Consider the following 20,361-nt stretch of genomic DNA (forward strand, 5'->3'; position numbering starts at 1 on the left):
CGTGACCGCCGTGACCGCCGACACGGACCATCGGTCCATCCGGCCCGGGCCCATCGGTCGCTGCGCCCGGCGGCCGGCTCCCACTACCGTCGGCGGCACCCAGCCCGCTACCCGGAGGCGATCGTGACGATCTCGGTGTTCCTGCTCGACGACCACGAGATCGTCCGGCGAGGGCTCGCCCAGCTGCTCGAGCTGGAGGACGACATCGAGATCGTCGGCGAGGCGGCTACCGCGGCGCAGGCCGTGGCCCGGCTGCCCGCACTGCGCCCGGACGTCGCGATCCTCGACGTCCGGCTGCCCGACGGCGACGGGGTGAGCGTGTGCCGCGACGTCCGCTCCGCGGTCACCCCTCCACCGGCCTGCCTGATGCTGACCTCTTACGCCGACGACGAGGCGCTGTTCGGCGCGATCATGGCCGGCGCCTCGGGCTACCTGCTCAAGCAGGTCGCCGGGGTGGATCTGGTCGGCGCGGTCCGCACGGTCGCCGCAGGCGGCTCGCTGCTCGACCCGAAGGCGACCGCCGCGGTGCTGGACCGGTTGCGCCGCGGCGCCGATGCCGACGCCGATCCCCGCTACGACGCGCTGAGCCCGCAGGAGCAGCGGATCCTCGAGCTGATCGCGGACGGGCTGACCAACCGCCGGATCGGCGACGAGCTGCACCTGGCGGAGAAGACCGTCAAGAACTACGTCTCCTCGGTGCTGCACAAGCTCGGTTACTCGCGGCGCACCGAGGCCGCCGTCTACGCCGTCGAACGCCGCCGCACCCGGCACTGAGGCACGGGCCTCACGGCAGCGGGACCGTCCAGAGCACCCGGGTCCCGATGGTCGGTGAGTCCAGCGTGCACTCCCCGCCCAGCTCGGCCGCACGATCGGCGAGATTGCGCAGCCCGCTGCGCCGCTCGGTGCCGCCGAGCCCGCAGCCGTCGTCGGTGATCTCGGCGGTCAGATCGTGCCCGGCGGCGACGGTGACCGACAGCGTGCTCGCCCCGGAGTGCCGCACCGCGTTCGTCGCGGCCTCCCGGACGACCGCCAGCAGGTGCGCCGCGACTGCCGGCGGGACGAGCGTGTCGACCGGTCCGGTGGTGTGCACCGAGGTCGCGATCCCGGACTCCGAGGTGACCTCTGCGACGGTGTCGAGCAGCGCGCGGCGCAATCCGCCGGTGCCGTGATCGGCGGTGTGCAGGTCGAAGATCGTCGTGCGGATCTCGCGGACGGTCCGGTCCAGCTCGTCGACGGTCTGCTCGACCCGCTCGCGCACGTCGGCGTCGGTGGTGCGGCGCAGCGTGCCCTGCAGCTTCAACCCGACCGCGAACAACCGCTGGATGACGTGGTCGTGCAGGTCGCGGGCGATCCGGTCGCGATCGGCCAGCACCGCCAGCTGTTGCTGGGCGCGGTGCTTCTCCCCCAGTTCCAGGGCCAGCGCTGCCTGGTCGGCGAACGACACCAGCAACGGCACCTCGGACGGCCGGAACGGCGGGTCGCCCGGCTCACGCTGAGCGATCAGGACTCCGATCACCCGCTCCACGGCCCGCATCGGGACGGCGACGGTCGGGCCCCCGCCGGGCCCGCCCTCGTCCGCGGGGGCGTTCAGGATGGCCCGCGGGCTCTGTGCCAGTACCGGCTGCAGACCCTCGACGACGTCGCGCAGCAACGTCCCGCCGAGCCCGCCCGATGGCCACGGCCGGCCGGCGGTGGCGCCCTCACGGAAAGCGCCCGCGGAGTCGGGCCCGAGCGCGATCAACGTCCCGCTGGCGCGGGACAGCTCCAGGCAGCGGCGGGCGACCAGAGCCAGCGAGTCCGCCTCGCCGGTCCCGGCCAGCACCTCACCGCGGATCTCCGCCGAGGCCTCGAGCCACTGCTGGCGCAGCAGTCCCTGCTCGAACAGGTCGGCGTTCTGCACCGCGATCCCGGCTGCCGCGGCGAGCGCCTGCAGGATCAGCTCGTCGTCCGCGGTGAACTCGGCCGCCCCGACCTTCTCGGTGAGGTAGATGTTGCCGTAGACGGCCTCCCGGACCCGGATCGGGACGCCGAGGAAGCTGCGCATCGGCGGATGGTTCGGCGGGAAACCGGCCGATGCCGGGTGCGCCGACAGATCGGCGAGTCGCAGCGGGCGGGGATCCTCGATCAGCTGGCCGAGCAGTCCCTTGCCCTCCGGTGGCCTGCCCAGTGCGGCGCGGGTCGCCGGGTCCAGGCCGACGTCGATGAAGCGGGCGATCGAGCCGTCCGGGGCGAGCACGCCGAGCGCGCCGTAGCGGGCGTCGACCAGGTCGACGGCGGACTGCACGATCCGCTCCAGCGTCGCGTCCAGCTCCAGCCCGGCTGCGACGTCGAGCACCGCGTCGAGCAGCTTCTGCATCCGCCAGCGCGCTGATGCGATCTGGCCGAGCCGGTCCTGCACCTCGCCGATGAGCTCATCGAGCCGCAATCCGGACAGCATCCGGGCGAGCTCGCCCGGCGCCGGCTCCGGCTCGGTACTGCCTTCCATGCCGCTCACCCTTCTCACTCCCCGGCGCCGAACCTGGCACCCCAGGCGTACTCGCACAAGCGTTCCCGACGGTTACCCCCGCAGCCGGGCGGGCCCGCGGTCCCGGTCACGGCGGGACCTTCGCACCTGACCCCGCGGTGCGGACCCCGCCAGGATCGGAGCGTCGACCGGGCGGGACCGAGGCGCCGTCCGCGAAGGGGGACCGCATGGACGCGACCTTTCACCCCGGCGCGGTCACCGGCGCGCTGGGGCTGGACGGGGAGACCACCGCCGCCGTGCTCCGGCTCGCCACCCGGGCGCCGTCGCTGCACAACAGCCAGCCGTGGCGGTTCCGGCTGCTGCCGGACCGGATCGAGCTGCGCGCCGATCCGGAACGCCGGCTGCCGGCCGCCGACCCGACCGGGCGGGAGCTGCGGATCGGGTGCGGTGCCGCGCTGTTCACACTGCGGCTGGCACTGATCGGCGCCGGGATCCGCCCGCTGGTCAGCCGTTACCCGCAGCCCGGCGATCCGGACCTGATCGCGGCCGTCCGGCACGGCGGCATCGTGCGCGCCACTCCCGAGCAGCGCAGGATGCTGGAGGCGGTGCCGCGCCGGCGTACCAACCGGCGGCCGTTCCGGGACACCGCCGTGCCCGAGCCGGCCCGGTCGGCGCTGCGCCGCGCCGCCTTCGAGGAGGGCGCCTGGCTGCAACTGGTCACCGATCCGGCGCAGCTGGCCGAGCTGGGCAGACTGGCCCGCGAGGCGCACCGGGTGCAGGGGGCGGACGCCGGGTTCACCGCCGAGCTGGCCGCCTGGACCGGGCGGTCCGGTTCCCGCGACGACGGGGTTCCCGCCTCCGCCGGTGGTCCCTGCCCGCCGCCGAACCAGCCGTGGGTGCTGCGCGACTTCGGTGGCGACGCCCATCCGCGCCCGGCGCAGGCCGCCTTCGAGTCCGATCCGCTGATCGCGGTGCTCAGCGTGCACACCGACGGGCCGCGCGAGGAGCTACGGGCCGGTGAGGCGTTGCAGCGGGTGCTGCTGACGGCGACCGTGGCCGGGCTGTCCGCGTCGTTCCTGTCCCAGCTCGTCGAGGTCCCGGACGTCCGCGAGCAGGCCAGACGGCTGTTCGGCGGGACCCGCCCGCCGCAGGTCTTCCTGCGGCTGGGACACGGCGTCCCGGTACCGGCGACGCCGCGCCGGGCCCCCGAGAAGATCGTCGATTCCGTCTGAACACCGGTCCGGGCCCACGTGGGGGTGGGCCCGGACCGGTCCCGCGGCGGGGCCCCTGCCCGGGCGGGCCGAACGTCCCGGCCACGGCGGACCACCGGCGCCGCGGCGCCGGTCCTCCGCCCGGTCCGCCCCGGCTCCGCGACGGCGAGGCTCGGATCCGACGGCCCGGACGACCGGGCCACTCATCGGCTCGGAGGGGCGCTGAGATCGGATGAACCTCGACCTGGCGCGGTGGCAGTTCGCTGTCACCACCGTGTACCACTTCTTGTTCGTGCCGCTCACGATCGGCCTGTCGGTGCTCGTCGCGAGCATGCAGACGGTCTGGTTCGTGACCGGCGACGATCGCTGGCTGCGGATGACGAAGTTCTGGGGCAAGCTCTTCCTGATCAACTTCGCGATGGGCGTGGTCACCGGGATCGTCCAGGAGTTCCAGTTCGGGATGAACTGGAGCGACTACAGCCGGTTCGTCGGCGACGTCTTCGGGGCGCCGTTGGCGATCGAGGGCCTGCTGGCCTTCTTCCTGGAATCCACCTTCCTCGGGCTGTGGATCTTCGGCTGGGACCGGTTGTCCCGGCGGGTGCACCTGGCCTGCATCTGGCTGGCCGCCATCGGCACCGTGTTGTCGGCGTACTTCATCCTGGCCGCGAACTCCTGGATGCAACATCCGGTCGGGTTCGCGGTGAACGAGGCCACCGGACGGGCCGAGCTGAACGACTTCGCCGCTCTGCTCACCAACTCGACGGCGGTCGCCGCGTTCGGCCACACGATCACCGCCTGCTTCGTCACCGCGGGCATGTTCCTGGTCGCGATCAGCGCCTGGAACCTGGCCAGGAGCAGGTTCCCGGAGGTCTTCCGGCCCTCGATCCGGCTGGGCCTGTGGACGGTCCTGGTCGCGAGCCTCGGCGTGGTGCTGACCGGCGATGTCCAGGCCCGCCTGATGACCCGGCAGCAGCCGATGAAGATGGCCGCGGCCGAGGCGCTCTGGGACACCGTGGCGCCGGCCTCGTTCTCGATCTTCACGATCGGCACCCCGGACGGCACCCAGGAGCTGTGGAGCCTGCGCGTCCCGCGGCTGTTGTCGTTCCTGGCGACCGGCACCTGGGACGGGCAGGTCGAGGGCATCAACCAGCTGCAGGCGCAGACGGTGGCCACCTTCGGGCCGGGCCTCTACACACCGGACATCGCGATGACGTACTGGATGTTCCGGTTGATGATCGGTTTCGGGTTGCTGGCCGTGCTGGTCTCGGTGATCGGGCTGTGGCTGACCCGCCGCCGGGCGGGCCGGTTCCCGGCCTGGTTCGGCACGGTGGCACTGCTCGGGCTCGTCACCCCGTTCGCCGCGAACTCGGCGGGCTGGATCTTCACCGAGATGGGCCGCCAGCCGTGGGTGGTGTTCGGCGTGCTGCAGACCGCGGACGGGGTGTCGCCGTCGGTCGGCTGGGCATCGGTGCTGACCTCGTTGATCGTGTTCACGCTGCTCTACGGGGTGCTCGCAGTGGTCGAGGTGGTGCTGCTGATCCGGGCCGTGCGGGCCGGCCCACCGCCCGGGGAGCCCGTGGCGGGCGCCGAACCGGCACCCGTCGCCGATCCGGCTCCGAGCTACTGAGGAGGACGACGTGGAACTCGTCGACGTGTGGTTCGTCCTGATCGCGGTCCTGTGGACCGGCTATCTGTGCCTGGAGGGCTTCGACTTCGGTGTAGGGATGCTGCTGCCCGCGGTGGCCCGCGACGAGCACGACCGGCAGGTCGCGCTCGGCACGATCGGCCCGGTCTGGGACGGCAACGAGGTGTGGCTGCTGGTCGCGGGCGGCGCGACGTTCGCGGCGTTCCCGGAGTGGTACGCGAGCCTGTTCTCCGGGTTCTACCTGGCGTTCCTGCTCCTGCTCGTGGCCTTGATCCTGCGCGGGATCGCACTGGAGTACCGGGCCAAGGAGCCGCGCTGGGCGCCGGTGCTGGACCGGATCCTCACCGGGTCGTCGCTGGCCGCGGCGCTGCTGGTCGGCGTCGCCCTGTCGAACATCGTGCGCGGTGTCCCGCTGGACGCCGATCACGAGTTCACCGGGACCCTGCTCACCCTGCTCAACCCGTACGCGCTGCTCGGCGGGGTGACGCTGGTGCTGGTGTTCGCGCTGCACGGGGCGGTGTTCCTGGCGCTGAAGACGGACGGGCCGGTGCGCGAGCGGTCCGCGGCCGTCGCGGCGTCTGCCGGGCTGCTCGCCGTCCCGGCCGGTGGGGTCTTCCTGGTGTGGACGCTGCTCGACGGCGCCCCGCTGTGGGCGCTCGCCCCGGTCGCGGTGGCCGCACTCGGCCTGGTGCTGGCGACCGTGCTGGTCGCCCGTGGCCGGGAGGGCTGGTCGTTCACGGCGACGACGGTTGCGATCGTCGCCGTGGCGGTGACCCTGTTCGGGTCGCTGTACCCGGACGTCCTGCCGTCCACGATCGATCCCGCGTTCTCGCTGAACGTGGTCAACGCGGCGTCCACGCCGTACACCCTGACGATCATGACCTGGGTCGCGGGGATCTTCACGCCGATCGTGCTCGGCTATCAGGCCTGGACGTTCTGGGTGTTCCGCAGGCGGTTGACCCGGGCCGACCACGGCGCCCCCGCCGAGCTCGCCGGGGGCGCCTCGTGACCGCCGGCCTGATCCCGCCGGCGGCCCCGGGGAGGGCTCAGGGGGCGCCGAACCCGGCGGCCTCCAGCACCTGCCGGCCCTCGTCGCCGTTCACGTAGTCGACCCACTGCTGGGCGAGGGCCTGGTTCTGGGTGTCGCGCAGCACCGCGATCGGGTACTCGTTCACCGCCTGCGCCGCCTGGTCGAAGTCGACGCCCTGGGCCTGCCCGTTCGAGGCGGTGACGTCGGTCCGGTAGACCAGCCCGGCGTCGGCGTTGCCGGTGGTGACCTTCTGCAGCACCGACTTGACGTCCTGCTCCTCGGACACCGCGGGGATGTCGACGCCGGCGGCCTGCTCGATCTTCTCGGTCGCCGACCCGCACGGCACCTGCGGCGCGCAGACGACCGTGCGCAGATCCGGGTTGACCAGGTCCTGCAGCGACGCCACCGCCTTCGGGTTCTGCGGGGCGACGGCGATCTGCAGCGTGTTCGTCGCGAAGACCACGGGCGCGCCCTCGGCCTTGTCCGCGTCGGTCACCTTGGTCATGTTGTTCTGGTCGGCCGACGCGAAGACGTCGGCCGGCGCGCCCTGGTTGATCTGCTGGGCCAGCGCCGACGATCCGGCGAAGTTGAACACGACGTCGGTGCCGGGGTTCGCCGCCTCGAACCGCTGCTCCAGCTCCTCGAACGTGCCTGTCAGCGACGCGGCGGCGAACACGGTCAGCGTGCCGCCCCCGGCCTGCCCGCCCTGTTCCTGGTCGCCGCCGGTGTCACCCCCGCCGCAGCCGGCCAGCACGGCCAGCGCGGTCGCGGCCAGCGCGGCACCGACGGAGCGGGGAACGGATCGGCTCTTCACGTGGGCTCTCCCGGTACTCGACGACATGCCCGCAGCACCGATCGTCGAAACCGGAGCTGCGGTATCGCGAGGATGATATGGACGCATCAGCGTCATTGCCAGGGCGGGATCCACGCAGATCGGAGATCAGCTCCGGCGCGCTCCTGCTCGAGTCGCTCGGATTCGTGGCGCTCGCGTGGGCGCGCGCCGCGTAGGGCCGGTACATCGGCACCGGATCGGCGCGGGTCGCGGGGGCCGGCGCGGCAGCCTCGTCCGCACGGCATCGCTGCCTCGGCTCCGTCCGCCCGAGTTCGTCGTGTCCGCACGGGGACCGTCGCGTTCGTACCGGGGATCGTCCGCGTCGACCCCATCCGCACGCACGAGATCGCCGCGTCCGCACGAGATCGCCGCGTTCGCACGAGATTCGCACCCGTGCGAACACCGCAACCCCGTGCGAGCCCACGCGAGCTGCGCACGGGACCCGCGCCGCGCTACCGAACGACCGGCGCCCCGCCCCCGCTCACGCCGGATCGCTCCGCCCGCACGGGGACCGCCACGACGGCCCCATCCGCACGGGGTCGCCGCGTTCGCACGGAGTTCCCCCATCCGCACGGGGTTGCCGTGTTCGCACGGGATCCGATCCCGTGCGAACACGACGATCCCGTGCGAACACCGCGCGCCTTCGGCCGGTCGCCTAGGCCGCCGCCGCATGGGCGGTCGCCGCTCAGGCGGCTGCGGCGGCCACCGCGGTTGCCGCGCGAGTGCCGCGTGGGTGCCGCGCGGGTGCCCGGGACACCGGCCCCGGGCGCGGTCGACCGGATTCGGCGGGCGGGATCGGCCGTCGCTTCCTAGGCTCGGTCCGTGGCCCATCACGATCTCGCCGTCGTCGGCACCGGCTCCGGGAACACCATCGTCGACGAACGGTTCGCCGGGCTCGACGTGGTGCACGTCGAGGCCACCCGGTTCGGCGGCACCTGCCTCAACGTCGGCTGCATCCCGACGAAGATGCTCGCCCACACCGCGGAGATCGCCGAGTCGGTGCGCACCGCCTCCCGCCTCGGGATCGACGCCCGGATCGACCGGATCCGCTGGCGCGACATCGTGGACCGCGTGTACGGCAGGCTCGACCCGATCGGCGACGACGGCCGCGAGTACCGCAGCGAGCACGGCACCGTGCACATCGGGCACGCCCGGTTCACCGGGCCGCGCGCGATGACCGTCGAGCTCGCCGAGGGCGGTACGACGGCGTTCACCGCCGATCGCATCGTGCTCGCCACCGGCGGGCGCCCGGTGGTGCCGCCGCCGGTCGCCGACTCGGGCGTCCCGTTCGACACCTCGGACACGATCATGCGGATCGGCGAGCTGCCCCGGCACCTCGCGGTGCTCGGTGGCGGCTACATCGCCGCCGAGCTCGCGCACGTCTTCGGTGGTCTCGGCTGCGAGGTCACGATCGTCGAGCTCGCGGACACCCTGCTCGACGGGATGGACGAGACCGTGACGGAGCGGTTCACCGCGGCCGCCCGGGAGCGGTTCGACGTCCGCACCGGGCGCTCGGTGGAGCGGGTCACGGGCAGCGCGGGTGACGTCCGGCTGCACCTCGACGACGGCACCCAGGTGCGCGCCGACCGGCTCCTGGTGGCGGCCGGCCGCATCCCCAACGGCGACCGGATGGACCTCGCCGCCGGTGGCGTCGCCACCCACGACGACGGCCGCGTCCGCGTCGACCGGCACGGCCGCACCACCGCCGACGGCGTCTGGGCGCTCGGCGACGTCAGCACCCCGCACCCGCTCAAGCACGTCGCCAACCACGAGGCCACGATCGTCGCGCACAATCTCGCGCACCCCGACGACCTGCGCACCGTCGACCACGACCGGGTCCCGGCGGCGGTGTTCGCGAGCCCCCAGGTGGGCACGGTCGGCCGGACCGGGCAGCAGTGCCGCGCGGAGGGCCTGGCGCACCGGACCGGCCTGCACGAGTACGGCGACGTCGCCTACGGCTGGGCGATGGAGGAGCAGCGCGGCTTCTGCAAGATCATCACCTCGCCGGACGGGACACTGTTGGGGGCGCACGTCCTCGGCCCGCAGGCGTCCGTCCTGGTCCAGCAGCTGGTCCAGGCGATGGCGCTCGGGACCACCGCGCAGCAGCTCGCCGACGTGCAGTACTGGATCCACCCCGCGCTGTCCGAGGTCGTCGAGAACGCGCTGCGCGACGCTCAGTAGGCCGGTGCCCGCCGCGTCGACAGCTGGGTGACAGCGGCCAGCCCGATCAGCACGGCCAGCACCACGAGCCCGATCACGATCGCCGGGAGCGCCGCACCGAACAGCAGCGCCACCGCACCGCCGACGACCAGGATCACGGCCGCGAGGTAGCGGCTGCGCCCGGCAGCACCCGTCCGGCCGCGCAGGTAGATCGTGTTGCCCGCGAGGTAGAGCAGCGGTCCGCCGATCGAGACGAGCACCAGCGCCGGGCCGTTCTCCGGATGCGTCAGGTGCACCTCGATCCCGACCGCGAAGAGCACCGCACCGGCGACCATGAGTCCGTGTGCGTAGGCGAACGCCGCCCGGGCCGCCCCGGCGCTGTCGTCGCCGTGGGAGGCCGGAGCGTCGTGACCGGCCAGTGCGAAGTACGACCACCAGAGCGCGACCAGCCCGGTGAACCCGAGCCCCGCGATCAGCACCGCGTACGGGGTGATCGGCTCCAGCTCGGACAGCGTGAAACCCATGATCAGGATGGACTCGCCGAGCGCGATGATGAAGACCAGCCGGTTGCGTTCGGCGAGGTGCACGATGTCGATCGGCCAGCTCCGCATCGGGGTCGAGCCGAGGCCGGGGACCCGGAACTCGACCCGCGGCCCGGCCAGGTCGACCGCGACCGCGAGCCCCCAGACGACCAGCCGGGCGGTCGGCGGCAGCAGCGCGCCGAGCAGGAACAGGCCCCCCGCGACCGAGCTCCAGACCAGCAGGTTCCGGTAGTTGCGGGAGAGCACGTGGCCGCGCATCGCGATCCACATGAACAGCGGCCGCCCGATCTGGGCCGTCGCGTAGCAGGCGGCGAAGAGCAGGCCACCGTCGCTGAACGCGGTCGGCAGGGCCAGCGCCATCCCGAGCGCGGCCAGCATCAGCAGCGCGTTGAGCAACCGGACCGACGTCCGCGCCGGGTCGAGGTAGTTCATCGCCCAGGCCGAGTAGTTCCACAGCCACCACACCGCTGCGAACAGCAGGGCCGTCTCGAGGGCACCGCGCGGGGTGAGGTGGTAGAGCAGCGTGTGCGAGACCTGGATGATCGCGAACACGTAGACCAGGTCGAAGAAGAGCTCGATCGGCGCGACCTCGGAGTCGCCGTCCCGCCGCAGCAACCGCGGTGACCCGCTCCGGATCGTCATCTGCCGCAGGGTACCGGCGCGGCGACGAGGCTCCCTGCCGGTAGGGCCGTTGCGCCTACCCGCCCGTTCCGCCCCGGCGCTAGCGTCGCCCCGAGCCACCGCAGTGGATCACCTGTGGGCGGGAGGAGGAACCGGCACATGACGACAGCAGGTCCCGGCGACCCGACAGCGCTCGTCGCGCTCGCCGTCCCGCCCGCCGATCTCGCCCCGGGCGGCTCCGGGGGCGGGCTCCTGGTGCTCCTCGCCGGGCTGGTGCTGTGCCTCGGCGGCGCCCGCTCGATCCTGCTCGCCGCGGGTGCCGCCGGGTTCGGCCTCGCCGGCGGCCTGGCCTCGGCGCTCGGCGGGCCGGTCCCGGTCACGGTGCTCGTCGGCGTCGCGGGCGCCGCCGGGGCGGTCGCGCTGGTGCGCTTCGCTGCCGGGGCCGCGGTCTTCGTCGTCGGCGGGCTCGCCGGCGGCGCCGCCGTGCTGGGTCTGCTGGCCGCACTGCCGTCCGGCGGCGGGCTGTCCCGGATGCTCACCCTCGTCGTGGTCGCGGCGGCGGCGCTGGTCGCCGGCCTCGCGCTGGCCCGGGCCAGAGGCATCGTGCTGCGGATCGCCACTGCACTCGGCGGCGCCGCGCTGGTCGTGCGCGGCGTGATCTCGGCCGGGCCGGCGTTCCTCGCCGGGCTGCAGGCCCCGGCGACCCCGCTCGAGAGCATCGCCGCAGTGGTCGTGCTCGTGGCGCTGGCCTACACCGGGTACCGGGTGCAGGTCTCGTTCGACCGGCGACGGGCGACCGCCTGAGGAGCCGCCGGAACACCACGGCGGCCCGCGTGGTTGTCGGGGGCATGTCGGACAACCAGGACACGGTCGTCACGGACGACCCGGCACAACACCGCTACTCGATCGCCCTGGACGGGGTTCGGGTCGGTCTCGCGGCCTATGTGGACGACGGCGAGCGGCGGATCTTCCACCACACCGAGATTGACGACGCCTACGGCGGCCGGGGCCTGGCCGGGACGCTGGTCCGCGAGGCGCTGACCGACACCCGCGCCGCCGGGAAACGGATCGTCCCGATGTGCCCGTACGTGCGGCGCTGGGTCTCCTCGCACGAGGGGTTCGCCGACGTCCTCGATCCGGTCACGCCCGCCGTGATCCGGACGGTCGAGCAGGCCCTGCGATGAGCGGCCGGGTCCTGATCGACAAGCAGAACCCCGAGGTGTACGCGGCCATGCGACGGGCCGTACGCACCGTGCGGGACGCGGCCGAGGCGGCCGGGATCGACCGGGCGCTGATGGAGCTGCTCAACGTCCGGGTCTCCCAGCTCAACGGCTGCGAGATCTGCCTGGACATCCACTCGCGGGCGGCGATCACGGCCGGGGTCACCCCGCAGCGGCTCGCGTTGCTGCCGGCGTGGCGGGAGAGCCGGATCTACGACGCCCGTGAGCGCGCCGCGCTGGAGATCGCCGAGGCGGTCACCCTGACCGCGGCGACGCACCTCGACGACGAGGCCTACGCGAAGGCCCGGTCCGGCCTCACCGACGACGAGACCTCGGCGCTGATCTGGGCCGCGATCACGATCAACGCGTTCAACCGCATCTCGATACTCTCCCGCCATCCGGTGCCGGAGCGGGACGCACAGGGCAGGACGACCACGGGAGCACTGCGATGAGCAACGTCGAAGCCGTCCCCGAGGAGGTCGTGTGCGGCGGTGGCTCCGCCCGGGCCGAGCTGGTGACACCCCGTGAGGTCCCGCTGGGCGGCCCCCGGGCGATGACCGTGCGCCGCACCCTCCCCCGCCGCGTGCGCTCGCTGATCGGGGCCTGGTGCTTCATCGACCACTACGGGCCGGACCGGGTGTCCGGGACCGGCGGGATGGCCGTCCCCGGACACCCGCACACCGGGCTGCAGACGGTGTCCTGGCTGTTCGAGGGCGAGATCGAGCACCGCGACACCACCGGCGCGCACGCGATCATCCGTCCCGGCGAGCTGAACCTGATGACGGCCGGATCGGGCATCGCGCACTCCGAGTACTCCACCCCGGACACCGAGACCCTGCACGGGGTCCAGCTGTGGCTGGCGCTCCCGGTCGCGCACCGGGAGACCGCCCCGGGGTTCGCCCACCACGCGCCGTCGCCGATCCGGCAGGACGACGCGACGCTGCGGGTCTTCCTCGGCTCGCTGGCCGGGTCGACGTCACCGGTACAGACGTTCTCGCCGCTGCTGGGGGCCGAGGTCGTGCTCCCGGCGGGCGGACGGCTGTCGGTTCCGGCGACACCGTCGTTCGAGTACGGGGTGCTCGTCGACACCGGCTCGGCGGACGTGTGCGGCACCGCCGCCGGATCCGGCGAGCTGGTCTACCTGCCGCCGGGGGCCTCCGGAATCGAGATCCGGGCAACCGGCACCGGTGAGACCCGGGTGCTGCTGCTCGGCGGGGAGCCGCTCGACGAGCAGATCGTCATGTGGTGGAACTTCATCGGCTCCTCGCACGAGGAGATCGTCGCGTTCCGCGAGCAGTGGCAGCAGGAGCGCGCGGCCGGCGGGTCCGAGCAGGGCCGCTTCGGCACGTTCCCGGACGCCTGGGACTCGACGCTCCCGGCCCCCGAGCTCCCGAACGCGCGGCTCACCCCGCGGGAGTGACCTGCGCCGGATCCCGGTCCGCGAGTTCGACGAGCATGTCGGCGACCCGGTGCAGGCCGTGCGCGAGATCCGCGGGCTCGGGCAGGCCGGGCTCGGCCGCGGTCGCCGCCATGCTCGGCAGCACCGCAGCGAGCAGGCCGTCGGTCAGCTCGCGCCCGGCGCCGGTCAGCTCGACCAGCACGATCCGCCGGTTGTCCCGCGGTCGGAGCCGCGCCACGAGTCCGCGCCGCTCCAGCCGGTCGACCAGCGCCGTGACGCTGCCCTGGCTCAGGCCGGTGCGCTCGGCCACCTCGCCCGCCCGAGCCGGCCCCGCCATGGCGAGATGGGTGAGCGTGACGACCTCGGGGACACCGAGCCCGAACCGGGTGCCGACGGCCAGCCGGTAGCGGTCGATGCCGTGGGCGAAGGCGTGCACGCCCGCGAGCACCGCCCGGGCCTGCTCGGACGCCTCCGGCATGGGCGAGAACCTTCCGACGACGATTTCTCGATCGGCGAACACTTTGACTGCCGAAGTCAGGATCTGTCATCGTGGTGCAGATCACATCCGTGGTCATCCACCGTCGACGACGCCGGTGCCTCGCTCCCGCCCCACCTTCCGGAGGTTCCGATGACGGCTGCGCCGCTGCACCCCGGGTCCGACGACGCCGAACACCTCCGGTACGCACTGCGCCACGTGCTGGCCGGGCTCGCGCTGCCCGCGCAGCGCTGGCAGATCCTCGCGCACGCCACCGACTGGGGTGCCCCGGCGAGCCTGCGCCAGCGCCTCGCCGCGCTGCCCGAGGGCACGTACCGCAGCTACGAGGCGATCGTCGCGGCGGCGCTGGCCGCGCTGCGCCGCTGACCTCGCCGACCGGCGGGACCGACCGGCAGGGCCAACCGGCGAGACCGACCGGCAGAGCCGACCGGCGAGACCGACCGGCAGAGCCGACCGGCGAGACCGACCGGCGGGGCCGAGCCTGCTCAGCCGTGCTCGGCCCGCACGACGGCGACCACCCGGCGCAGCTGTTCCAGCAGCAGCTCGGGATCGCGCCCGTCCGGCTCGACGCTGCCTTCGACCCGGCCGATGTCGCCGCTCAGGTCGGCACGCAGCTCACGCAGCTGGTATCGGCGCGAGCGCAGGGTCACCAGCACCTTGGCCAGCCCGTCGCCGCCGTCGGCGACGAGCAGGCTGAACGGATGGGCGTCGCAGGCGGCGGGCGACGGTGCACCCTCGACAGCCGAATCGACAGCGGAATCAGCGGGGGCATCGACGGAACTCGGTGTGGACATCGCAGACATCTCGGATCTCCCGGTCGGCTGGTGCGGAGGATCCGGCCAGGTCCGGTGGCGGCACGACGGCACGCGCGCCGGCGACCTGGGTTCAGCCGGCGCGCCGGATAATGATCAGTCCGCGCACGTCGACGAGGGTAGCAGCCCTCAGGTCGTGCAGCTGCCGTCGGCGCACGTCCGTCCGTCGTCGCCGACCGGGGTGAGCGGGTGCGCGTCCGCCCAGGCGCGGTCCAGTGCCTGCCCGAACGCCTCGGCCGGCTGTGCGCCGGAGACACCGAACCGGTCGTCGATCACGAAGAACGGGACGCCGGAGATGCCGTAGCGGCGGGCGAGCTCCTGATCGCCGCGGACGGCGTCGAGGTAGCGATCCGAGCCGAGCACCGCGCGGGCATCGGCCTCTGGCACACCGGCCGAGGCGGCCAGCTGCGCCAGGGTGTCCGGGTCGCCGACCGGCTCCCCCTCGGTGAAGGACGCGCGCAGCAACCGCTCCTTGAGCGCGCCCTGCAGCGACGCACCGCCCAGCTCCCACGCCAGGTGCAGCAGCCGGTGCGCGTCGAGGGTGTTGCCGTGCCGGGCGATGTCGAAGCGGAACTCCAGCCCGTCCTCGGCGGCGGTCGCGGTCACCCCGTCCAGCATCTCGCGGGCCTGCTCGACGCTCACGCCCAGCTTGGCGGCCAGCGGCCCGGGCCCGCTTTCGCGCTCACCGGACGCCTGCGGGTCGAGCTGGAAGCTGCGCCAGCGCACCTCGACGTCGTCGCGGTGCGCGAAGCCGGCCAGCGCCGCCTCGAACCGCCGCTTGCCGATCGCGCACCAGGGACACACGACGTCGGACCAGATCTCCACCTTCACGTCCGGGGTAACGCCGCCCGTGCGGCCGGCGATTCCCGGCCGGGTTCACCGCGCGCGCCGGTCCTGCAGCCGCTGCAGCTTCCCGACCGACCGCTCCAGGCTGTCCGGGTCGACGATCTCGCAGGCGACCGTCACCCCGACGGTCTCCTTGACCGCCCGGATCAGCTCGGCCGCGGCGGGCTCGCGGCGGCCGGCCGGGGTGTCGTGCCGGGCCTCGACCCGGACTGCGAGCGCGTCCATCCGGCCCTCGGTGGTGAGCACCAGCTGGAAGTGCGGCGCCAGACCCGGCGTGCGCAGCACGATCTCCTCGATCTGGGTCGGGAAGACGTTCACCCCGCGCAGGATGATCATGTCGTCGGACCGGCCGGTGATCTTGGCCATCCGGCGCATCGCGGGCCGCGCCGTCCCCGGCAGCAGGGTCGTCAGATCCCGGGTGCGGTACCGGATGATCGGCAGTCCCTCCTTGGTCAGCGAGGTGAACAGCAGCTCGCCCTCCTGGCCGTCGGGCAGGGACGTCCCGTCGAGCGGATCGACGACCTCGGGCAGGAAGTGGTCCTCCCAGATGTGCAGACCGTCCTTGGTCTCCACGCACTCCTGGGACACGCCGGGCCCCATCACCTCGGACAGGCCGTAGATGTCGACGGCGTGCATGTCCGTCCGGTCCTCGATCTCGATCCGCATCTGCTCGCTCCACGGCTCGGCGCCGAAGATCCCGACCTTCAGCGACGTGCTCCGCGGGTCGACGCCCTGGCGGGCGAACTCGTCGAGCAGGGTGAGCATGTAGCTCGGGGTCAGCATGATGACGTCGGGCTCGAAGTCGCCGATGAGCTGCACCTGGCGCGGTGTCATCCCGCCGGAGATCGGGATCGCCGTCGCACCGAGCTTCTCGATGCCGAAGTGCGCGCCGAGCCCACCGGTGAACAGGCCGTAGCCGTAGGCGTTGTGCACCCGGTGGCCCGGGCGTCCGCCGGCGGCCCGGATCGAGCGAGCCATCAGCGTGGCCCAGTTGTCGATGTCGGTCGCGGTGTAGCCGACCACGGTCGGCCGGCCCGTGGTGCCCGACGACGCGTGCACCCGCGCGATCCGCTCGCGCGGCACCGCGAACATGCCGAACGGGTAGTTCTCGCGCAGATCGGCCTTGGTGGTCATCGGGAACCGCGCGATGTCGGAGAGCTCGCGGCAGTCGTCGGGGTGCACCCCGTGCGCGTCGAACCTCGCGCGGTAGTGCGGCACGTTGTCGTAGGCGTGCCGCAGCGACCACTGCAGACGCCGCAGCTGCAGCGCGCGCAGCTCGTCGACCGGGATGCGCTCCTCACGGTCGAGCAGTTCCGGCGGTGGGCTGTCGCCGAGTCGGCGTGCGGTGGTGGTCATGCGTCCTTCTTCGCGACGAGGGTGAGCACGTCGTAGCGGGCGACGGATTCGCCGTCCTGCCGGGTGACGTCGGCGTCCCAGCGCACCTCGCCGTAGTCGGCTGAGTCCCGCGGGGTGAGCTGCTTGCAGGTCAGCGTCACGGTCAGCTCGTCGTCGAACCGGACCGGGGTGAGGAACCGCAGCCCGTCGACGCCGAAGTTGGCCAGCACCGGCCCCGGATCGGGATCGACGAACAGTCCCGCGGCGAGCGAGACGACCAGGTAGCCGTGCGCCACCCGCTGCCCGAACAGCGGGTTCGCCGCGGCCGCGGCCTCGTCCATGTGCGCGTAGAAGGTGTCGCCGGTGAACTCGGCGAAGTGCTCGACATCGGCTTGGGTGACCCGGCGCGGCCCGGCGACCAGGCAGTCACCGGGGCGCAGCTCCTCGAGGTGTTTGCGGAACGGGTGCACCTCGGAGGTGTGCCGCTGCGCGCCGGTGACCCAGCGGCCGGTGATCGCGGCGAGCGAGTCGGGATCGGCCTGGATCGCGGTGCGCTGCATGTGGTGCAGCACCCCGCGGATACCGCCCATCTCCTCGCCGCCACCGGCCCGGCCCGGCCCGCCGTGCACCAGCTGCGGCAACGGCGAACCGTGCCCGGTGGACTCGCCCGCGTCCCGGGCGTTGAGCACGTGCACCCGGCCGTGGAACGGCGCGATGCCGAGCACGACCTCGCGGACGAAGGCCGGATCGGCGGAGACGACGGACCCGGCGAGCGAGCCCTGGCCGCGGGCGGCGTAGTCGATCAGCTGATCGGTGGTGTCGTAGGGCAGCACCGTCGACACCGGGCCGAACGCCTCGACCTCGTGCGGCTCGGCGCGGTCCGGGTCGCCGACGAGCAGCAGCGGGGAGACGAACGCGCCGCGATCGGCGTCGGCGCCGGTGACCTCGACGTGGTCGGGATCGCCGAACACGATGCGCCCGGCGGCGCGCAGCGCCTTCACACTGCGGCGGACCTCCTCGCGCTGGTCGAGACTCGCCAACGCCCCCATCCGGACGCCCTCCGCTCCGGGGGCGCCGACCACGACCTTCGCCAGCCGCTCCGACACCGCCTCGACGACGGCGTCGACCTGCGCACGCGGCACGAAGGCGCGCCGGATCGCGGTGCACTTCTGCCCGGCCTTGACCGTCATCTCGGTGCTCAGGGCCTTCACGAACAGATCGAACTCAGGTGTGCCGGGCGCGGCGTCCGGGCCGAGCGCTGCCAGGTTCAGCGAGTCGGCCTCGGCGGAGAACCGCACCGAGTTCCGGACGATCCCGGGGTGGCTGCGCAGGGTCTGCGCGGTCGACGCCGAGCCGGTGAACGACACCAGGTCCTGCCCGGTGAGGTGGTCGAACGTGTCACCGAGCGAGCCGGCGACGAACTGCACGGACCCCTCGGGCAGCAGGCCGGAGCCGATGATCAGCTCGACGAGCTCCGCGGTGAGGAACGCGGTCGGCGACGCCGGCTTGATCAGCGTCGGGACGCCGGCGAGGAAGGCCGGGGCGAACTTCTCCAGCGGCCCCCACACCGGGAAGTTGAACGCGTTGACCTGCACCGCGACCCCGCGCAGCGGGGTCAGCACGTGCTGACCGAGAAACGTCCCGCCGCGGCCCAGCGGCTCGACCGCGCCCTCGACGTGGAACGTGTCGTTGGGCAGCTCGCGCTTGGCCTTGGAGGCATAGGCGAGCAGCACCCCGATGCCGCCGTCGACGTCGAACTTCGAATCCCCGAGCGTGGCGCCGGTGCGGGCGGAGACCGAGTAGAGCCGCTCGCGGTGCTCACGCAGGTGCTGCCCGAGTGCCTTCAGCAGCGCGGCGCGCTGGTGGAAGGTGAGCTCGCGCAGGGCCGGGCCGCCGGTCCGGCGGCCGTACGCCAGTGCCCCTGCGACATCGAGGCCGTCGGTGGAGAGCCGGGCGACCTCCTCGCCGGTCACCGCGTCGTGCAACGGTCGCCCGTCACCCGTCCCGGCCTGCCAGGAGCCCGAGAGATGGCTGCGGAGCAAGGTCATCGGCGACGCCTCCGGAACTGTCCGTCGTGCGGCCGGCTCTAGACCGACCGTTCGTTCGGCACGGAACGCTAGCACCCCTCGGGCCGCTTGGGGAGAGGTTCCCCGCCGATGACCGGGGACCGATCGTTCGGTCGGCGGCTAGGCTGCCCCCATGTCCGACCCCGTGCAACCCGCCGTTCTCGTCGCCCGCGACGACACCGATCCCGCCGTCGCGGTGGTCACGCTGAACCGGCCCGCGAAGTACAACGCGCTCACCGTCGAGCTGAAGGAGGCGCTGCTCACCGCGGTCGCCGAGGTCACCGGCGACGAGTCGGTGCGCGCGGTCGTGATCACCGGCTCCGGGAAGGCGTTCTGCGTCGGGCAGGATCTCGGCGAGCACGCGACGGCGCTGGAGAACGATCCGTCGACCGCGTTCGACACAGTGCGGGAGCACTACAACCCGCTGATCCTGGCGATCACCGGGACGGCGAAGCCGGTGATCGCCGCGATCAACGGCGCCTGCGTCGGCGCCGGGCTCGGTCTGGCGCTGGCCGCCGACCTGCGGGTGGCCGCCGAGGGGCTGAGCTTCGCCACCGCCTTCACCGGGATCGGGCTGACCGCGGACTCCGGGCTCTCGGCGAGCCTCGCGCACGCCGTCGGCGTCTCCCGGGCCACCGAGCTGCTGCTGCTCGGCGAGAAGTTCACCGCAGAGGACGCGCGCAACTGGGGTCTGGTGCGCGATGTCGTCCCCGCCGAGGACGTGCTTCCCGCGGCGCTCGGACTGGCCCGCAGGCTGGCCGCCGGGCCCACCCGCGCCTACGCCGAGGTCAAGACCGCGATCCGGTTCGGCGCCGTCAACGAGTTGCCCGCGGTGCTGGAGCACGAGGCGGACGCGCAGGCCCGGCTCGCCGGCACCACCGACCACCAGCGCGCGGTCGCGGACTTCCTGGCCAAGAAGGCCCCCACCTTCGAGGGCCGATGAGCTCGGCGGTCCGGCGGGCCCGACGTCCCAGCGGCGGGCGCGACCAGCTGCTGGAGACCGCGGTCGGCGAGTTCATCACCCGCGGCTACGACGCGACCTCGATGGAGGATCTGTCGCGGGCCGCCGGGATCACGAAGTCGTCGTTCTACCACCACTTCACCGGCAAGGAGGCGCTGCTGCGGGCCGCGCTGGAACGCGCGGTCGACGGCCTGTTCGGGGTGCTGTCGCTGCCCGTCGCGCAGACCGGCGGCCCCGCCCAGCGGTTGCGCGCGATCGTCTCCGAGCAGGTCCGGGTGCTGATGCGCGAGCTGCCCTACGTGACGCTGCTGCTGCGGGTGCGGGGGAACACCGAGACCGAGCGATGGGCGCTGGAACGACGACGCGCCTTCGACGCCGCGGTCACCGGGCTGGTCCGTGAGGCCGTCGAGGCGGGCGAGGTCCGCGCCGACGTCGATCCGGCGCTGGCCGCGCGGCTGCTGTCCGGCCTGGTCAACTCGATCGTCGAGTGGTATCGCCCGGGACGGCCCGGTAGCGCCACCCTGCCCGACGACGTCGTGAACGCCGCCTTCACCGGGATCGTCCCGGCGCCGACCGACCGGGCCTGATCCGGCACCGCAGGGCGGCCGGGCCTGATCCGGCACCGCTGGGCGAGGAGGTGGCGGGGCCGGGCGGCAGCCGAGCACGTCACCGGTGCCGCACCGGTGGCAGGTCCGGCACGCAGCCGAGCACGTCGCCGGCG

General features: G+C 73.3%; 20 protein-coding genes. 12 read left to right on the plus strand and 8 right to left on the minus strand.

Annotated elements, in window-relative coordinates:
• The first annotated feature begins 123 nt into the window (after positions 1 to 123).
• The gene (locus Pdca_RS24045; RefSeq protein WP_085913249.1) at positions 124 to 774 is read left to right on the plus strand and encodes a response regulator; all 651 of its coding nucleotides are present in this window, start codon (positions 124 to 126) and stop codon (positions 772 to 774) included.
• A 10-nt stretch (positions 775 to 784) separates the two neighbouring features.
• Here Pdca_RS24045 and Pdca_RS24050 read toward each other — a convergent pair whose 3' ends face one another.
• Positions 785 to 2,485 carry a sensor histidine kinase gene (locus Pdca_RS24050; protein ID WP_085913176.1) on the minus strand — a complete coding sequence of 567 codons (1,701 nt, stop codon included), beginning with the start codon at positions 2,483 to 2,485 and terminating at the stop codon, positions 785 to 787.
• A gap of 206 nt (positions 2,486 to 2,691) precedes the next feature.
• Between Pdca_RS24050 and Pdca_RS24055 the strand changes: the two genes are divergently transcribed.
• From Pdca_RS24055 to cydB, 3 genes are all read left to right on the plus strand, one after another.
• Positions 2,692 to 3,696: an Acg family FMN-binding oxidoreductase gene (locus Pdca_RS24055; RefSeq protein ID WP_085913175.1), complete on the plus strand. Its 1,005-nt coding sequence runs from the start codon at positions 2,692 to 2,694 to the stop codon at positions 3,694 to 3,696.
• Positions 3,697 to 3,907: 211 nt separating this feature from the next.
• A complete protein-coding gene (locus Pdca_RS24060; protein ID WP_085913174.1) occupies positions 3,908 to 5,302 on the plus strand; it encodes a cytochrome ubiquinol oxidase subunit I in 1,395 nt (464 codons plus the stop codon).
• Positions 5,303 to 5,312: 10 nt separating this feature from the next.
• On the plus strand, positions 5,313 to 6,329 hold the full coding sequence (gene cydB, locus Pdca_RS24065) for a cytochrome d ubiquinol oxidase subunit II (protein WP_085913173.1): 1,017 nt from the start codon (positions 5,313 to 5,315) through the stop codon (positions 6,327 to 6,329).
• Positions 6,330 to 6,366: 37 nt separating this feature from the next.
• On the opposite strand, the gene modA is transcribed toward cydB, so the two are convergent.
• Entirely contained in the window at positions 6,367 to 7,164 is a 798-nt protein-coding gene (gene modA, locus Pdca_RS24070; RefSeq protein WP_232021163.1) for a molybdate ABC transporter substrate-binding protein, read from the minus strand.
• An 840-nt stretch (positions 7,165 to 8,004) separates the two neighbouring features.
• Between modA and Pdca_RS24075 the strand changes: the two genes are divergently transcribed.
• The gene (locus tag Pdca_RS24075; protein WP_085913171.1) at positions 8,005 to 9,363 is read left to right on the plus strand and encodes a mycothione reductase; all 1,359 of its coding nucleotides are present in this window, start codon (positions 8,005 to 8,007) and stop codon (positions 9,361 to 9,363) included.
• On the opposite strand, the gene Pdca_RS24080 is transcribed toward Pdca_RS24075, so the two are convergent.
• On the minus strand, positions 9,357 to 10,526 hold the full coding sequence (locus tag Pdca_RS24080) for a low temperature requirement protein A (RefSeq protein ID WP_085913170.1): 1,170 nt from the start codon (positions 10,524 to 10,526) through the stop codon (positions 9,357 to 9,359). The two genes, Pdca_RS24075 and Pdca_RS24080, sit on opposite strands and share 7 nt — an antisense overlap.
• A gap of 138 nt (positions 10,527 to 10,664) precedes the next feature.
• On the opposite strand from Pdca_RS24080, the gene Pdca_RS24085 reads away from it, so the two are divergent.
• From Pdca_RS24085 to Pdca_RS24100, 4 genes are read left to right on the plus strand one after another with little or no spacing between them, the layout of a single operon-like run.
• The gene (locus tag Pdca_RS24085) at positions 10,665 to 11,309 is read left to right on the plus strand and encodes a hypothetical protein (protein WP_085913169.1); all 645 of its coding nucleotides are present in this window, start codon (positions 10,665 to 10,667) and stop codon (positions 11,307 to 11,309) included.
• Between the two features lie 44 nt (positions 11,310 to 11,353).
• A complete protein-coding gene (locus tag Pdca_RS24090) occupies positions 11,354 to 11,689 on the plus strand; it encodes a GNAT family N-acetyltransferase (RefSeq protein WP_085913168.1) in 336 nt (111 codons plus the stop codon).
• Positions 11,686 to 12,177, plus strand: coding sequence for a carboxymuconolactone decarboxylase family protein (locus tag Pdca_RS24095; protein WP_085913167.1), 492 nt, complete (start codon positions 11,686 to 11,688; stop codon positions 12,175 to 12,177). Before Pdca_RS24090 ends, Pdca_RS24095 begins: the two co-directional genes overlap by 4 nt.
• A complete protein-coding gene (locus tag Pdca_RS24100) occupies positions 12,174 to 13,145 on the plus strand; it encodes a pirin family protein (protein ID WP_085913166.1) in 972 nt (323 codons plus the stop codon). Before Pdca_RS24095 ends, Pdca_RS24100 begins: the two co-directional genes overlap by 4 nt.
• Here the strand turns inward: Pdca_RS24100 and Pdca_RS24105 are convergent.
• On the minus strand, positions 13,129 to 13,602 hold the full coding sequence (locus Pdca_RS24105; protein WP_085913165.1) for a MarR family winged helix-turn-helix transcriptional regulator: 474 nt from the start codon (positions 13,600 to 13,602) through the stop codon (positions 13,129 to 13,131). The genes Pdca_RS24100 and Pdca_RS24105 overlap by 17 nt on opposite strands.
• A gap of 150 nt (positions 13,603 to 13,752) precedes the next feature.
• Between Pdca_RS24105 and Pdca_RS35755 the strand changes: the two genes are divergently transcribed.
• On the plus strand, positions 13,753 to 13,986 hold the full coding sequence (locus tag Pdca_RS35755; RefSeq protein ID WP_085913164.1) for a DUF2795 domain-containing protein: 234 nt from the start codon (positions 13,753 to 13,755) through the stop codon (positions 13,984 to 13,986).
• A gap of 119 nt (positions 13,987 to 14,105) precedes the next feature.
• Here Pdca_RS35755 and Pdca_RS24115 read toward each other — a convergent pair whose 3' ends face one another.
• The 4 genes from Pdca_RS24115 to paaZ form a co-directional block, all read right to left on the minus strand.
• Positions 14,106 to 14,414 carry an ACT domain-containing protein gene (locus Pdca_RS24115; RefSeq protein ID WP_085913163.1) on the minus strand — a complete coding sequence of 103 codons (309 nt, stop codon included), beginning with the start codon at positions 14,412 to 14,414 and terminating at the stop codon, positions 14,106 to 14,108.
• 147 nt (positions 14,415 to 14,561) lie between these two features.
• Positions 14,562 to 15,257, minus strand: a complete 696-nt coding sequence (locus Pdca_RS24120; protein ID WP_269462814.1) for a DsbA family oxidoreductase — start codon at positions 15,255 to 15,257, stop codon at positions 14,562 to 14,564.
• 51 nt (positions 15,258 to 15,308) lie between these two features.
• Positions 15,309 to 16,634: a phenylacetate--CoA ligase PaaK gene (gene paaK / locus Pdca_RS24125; protein WP_085913161.1), complete on the minus strand. Its 1,326-nt coding sequence runs from the start codon at positions 16,632 to 16,634 to the stop codon at positions 15,309 to 15,311.
• The gene (gene paaZ / locus Pdca_RS24130) at positions 16,631 to 18,661 is read right to left on the minus strand and encodes a phenylacetic acid degradation bifunctional protein PaaZ (protein WP_085913160.1); all 2,031 of its coding nucleotides are present in this window, start codon (positions 18,659 to 18,661) and stop codon (positions 16,631 to 16,633) included. Before paaZ ends, paaK begins: the two co-directional genes overlap by 4 nt.
• Before the next feature lie 151 nt (positions 18,662 to 18,812).
• On the opposite strand from paaZ, the gene Pdca_RS24135 reads away from it, so the two are divergent.
• Positions 18,813 to 19,622 carry an enoyl-CoA hydratase/isomerase family protein gene (locus Pdca_RS24135; protein WP_085913159.1) on the plus strand — a complete coding sequence of 270 codons (810 nt, stop codon included), beginning with the start codon at positions 18,813 to 18,815 and terminating at the stop codon, positions 19,620 to 19,622.
• Positions 19,619 to 20,227, plus strand: a complete 609-nt coding sequence (locus Pdca_RS24140; RefSeq protein ID WP_085913158.1) for a TetR/AcrR family transcriptional regulator — start codon at positions 19,619 to 19,621, stop codon at positions 20,225 to 20,227. Before Pdca_RS24135 ends, Pdca_RS24140 begins: the two co-directional genes overlap by 4 nt.
• Positions 20,228 to 20,361: the final 134 nt, after the last annotated feature.

The sequence above is a fragment of the Pseudonocardia autotrophica genome (genome assembly GCF_003945385.1).
GTDB lineage: Bacteria > Actinomycetota > Actinomycetes > Mycobacteriales > Pseudonocardiaceae > Pseudonocardia > Pseudonocardia autotrophica.

Coding starts and splice junctions, on each gene's coding strand:
- Pdca_RS24140 (WP_085913158.1), top strand. CDS start 19,619: ATGAGCTCGGCGGTCCGGCGGGCCCGACGTCCCAGCGGCGGGCGCGAC.
- Pdca_RS24080 (WP_085913170.1), bottom strand. CDS start 10,526: ATGACGATCCGGAGCGGGTCACCGCGGTTGCTGCGGCGGGACGGCGAC.
- Pdca_RS24135 (WP_085913159.1), top strand. CDS start 18,813: ATGTCCGACCCCGTGCAACCCGCCGTTCTCGTCGCCCGCGACGACACC.
- Pdca_RS35755 (WP_085913164.1), top strand. CDS start 13,753: ATGACGGCTGCGCCGCTGCACCCCGGGTCCGACGACGCCGAACACCTC.
- Pdca_RS24115 (WP_085913163.1), bottom strand. CDS start 14,414: ATGTCCACACCGAGTTCCGTCGATGCCCCCGCTGATTCCGCTGTCGAT.
- Pdca_RS24055 (WP_085913175.1), top strand. CDS start 2,692: ATGGACGCGACCTTTCACCCCGGCGCGGTCACCGGCGCGCTGGGGCTG.
- Pdca_RS24100 (WP_085913166.1), top strand. CDS start 12,174: ATGAGCAACGTCGAAGCCGTCCCCGAGGAGGTCGTGTGCGGCGGTGGC.
- paaK (WP_085913161.1), bottom strand. CDS start 16,634: ATGACCACCACCGCACGCCGACTCGGCGACAGCCCACCGCCGGAACTG.
- Pdca_RS24090 (WP_085913168.1), top strand. CDS start 11,354: ATGTCGGACAACCAGGACACGGTCGTCACGGACGACCCGGCACAACAC.
- Pdca_RS24095 (WP_085913167.1), top strand. CDS start 11,686: ATGAGCGGCCGGGTCCTGATCGACAAGCAGAACCCCGAGGTGTACGCG.
- Pdca_RS24105 (WP_085913165.1), bottom strand. CDS start 13,602: ATGCCGGAGGCGTCCGAGCAGGCCCGGGCGGTGCTCGCGGGCGTGCAC.
- Pdca_RS24060 (WP_085913174.1), top strand. CDS start 3,908: ATGAACCTCGACCTGGCGCGGTGGCAGTTCGCTGTCACCACCGTGTAC.
- Pdca_RS24085 (WP_085913169.1), top strand. CDS start 10,665: ATGACGACAGCAGGTCCCGGCGACCCGACAGCGCTCGTCGCGCTCGCC.
- Pdca_RS24050 (WP_085913176.1), bottom strand. CDS start 2,485: ATGGAAGGCAGTACCGAGCCGGAGCCGGCGCCGGGCGAGCTCGCCCGG.
- paaZ (WP_085913160.1), bottom strand. CDS start 18,661: ATGACCTTGCTCCGCAGCCATCTCTCGGGCTCCTGGCAGGCCGGGACG.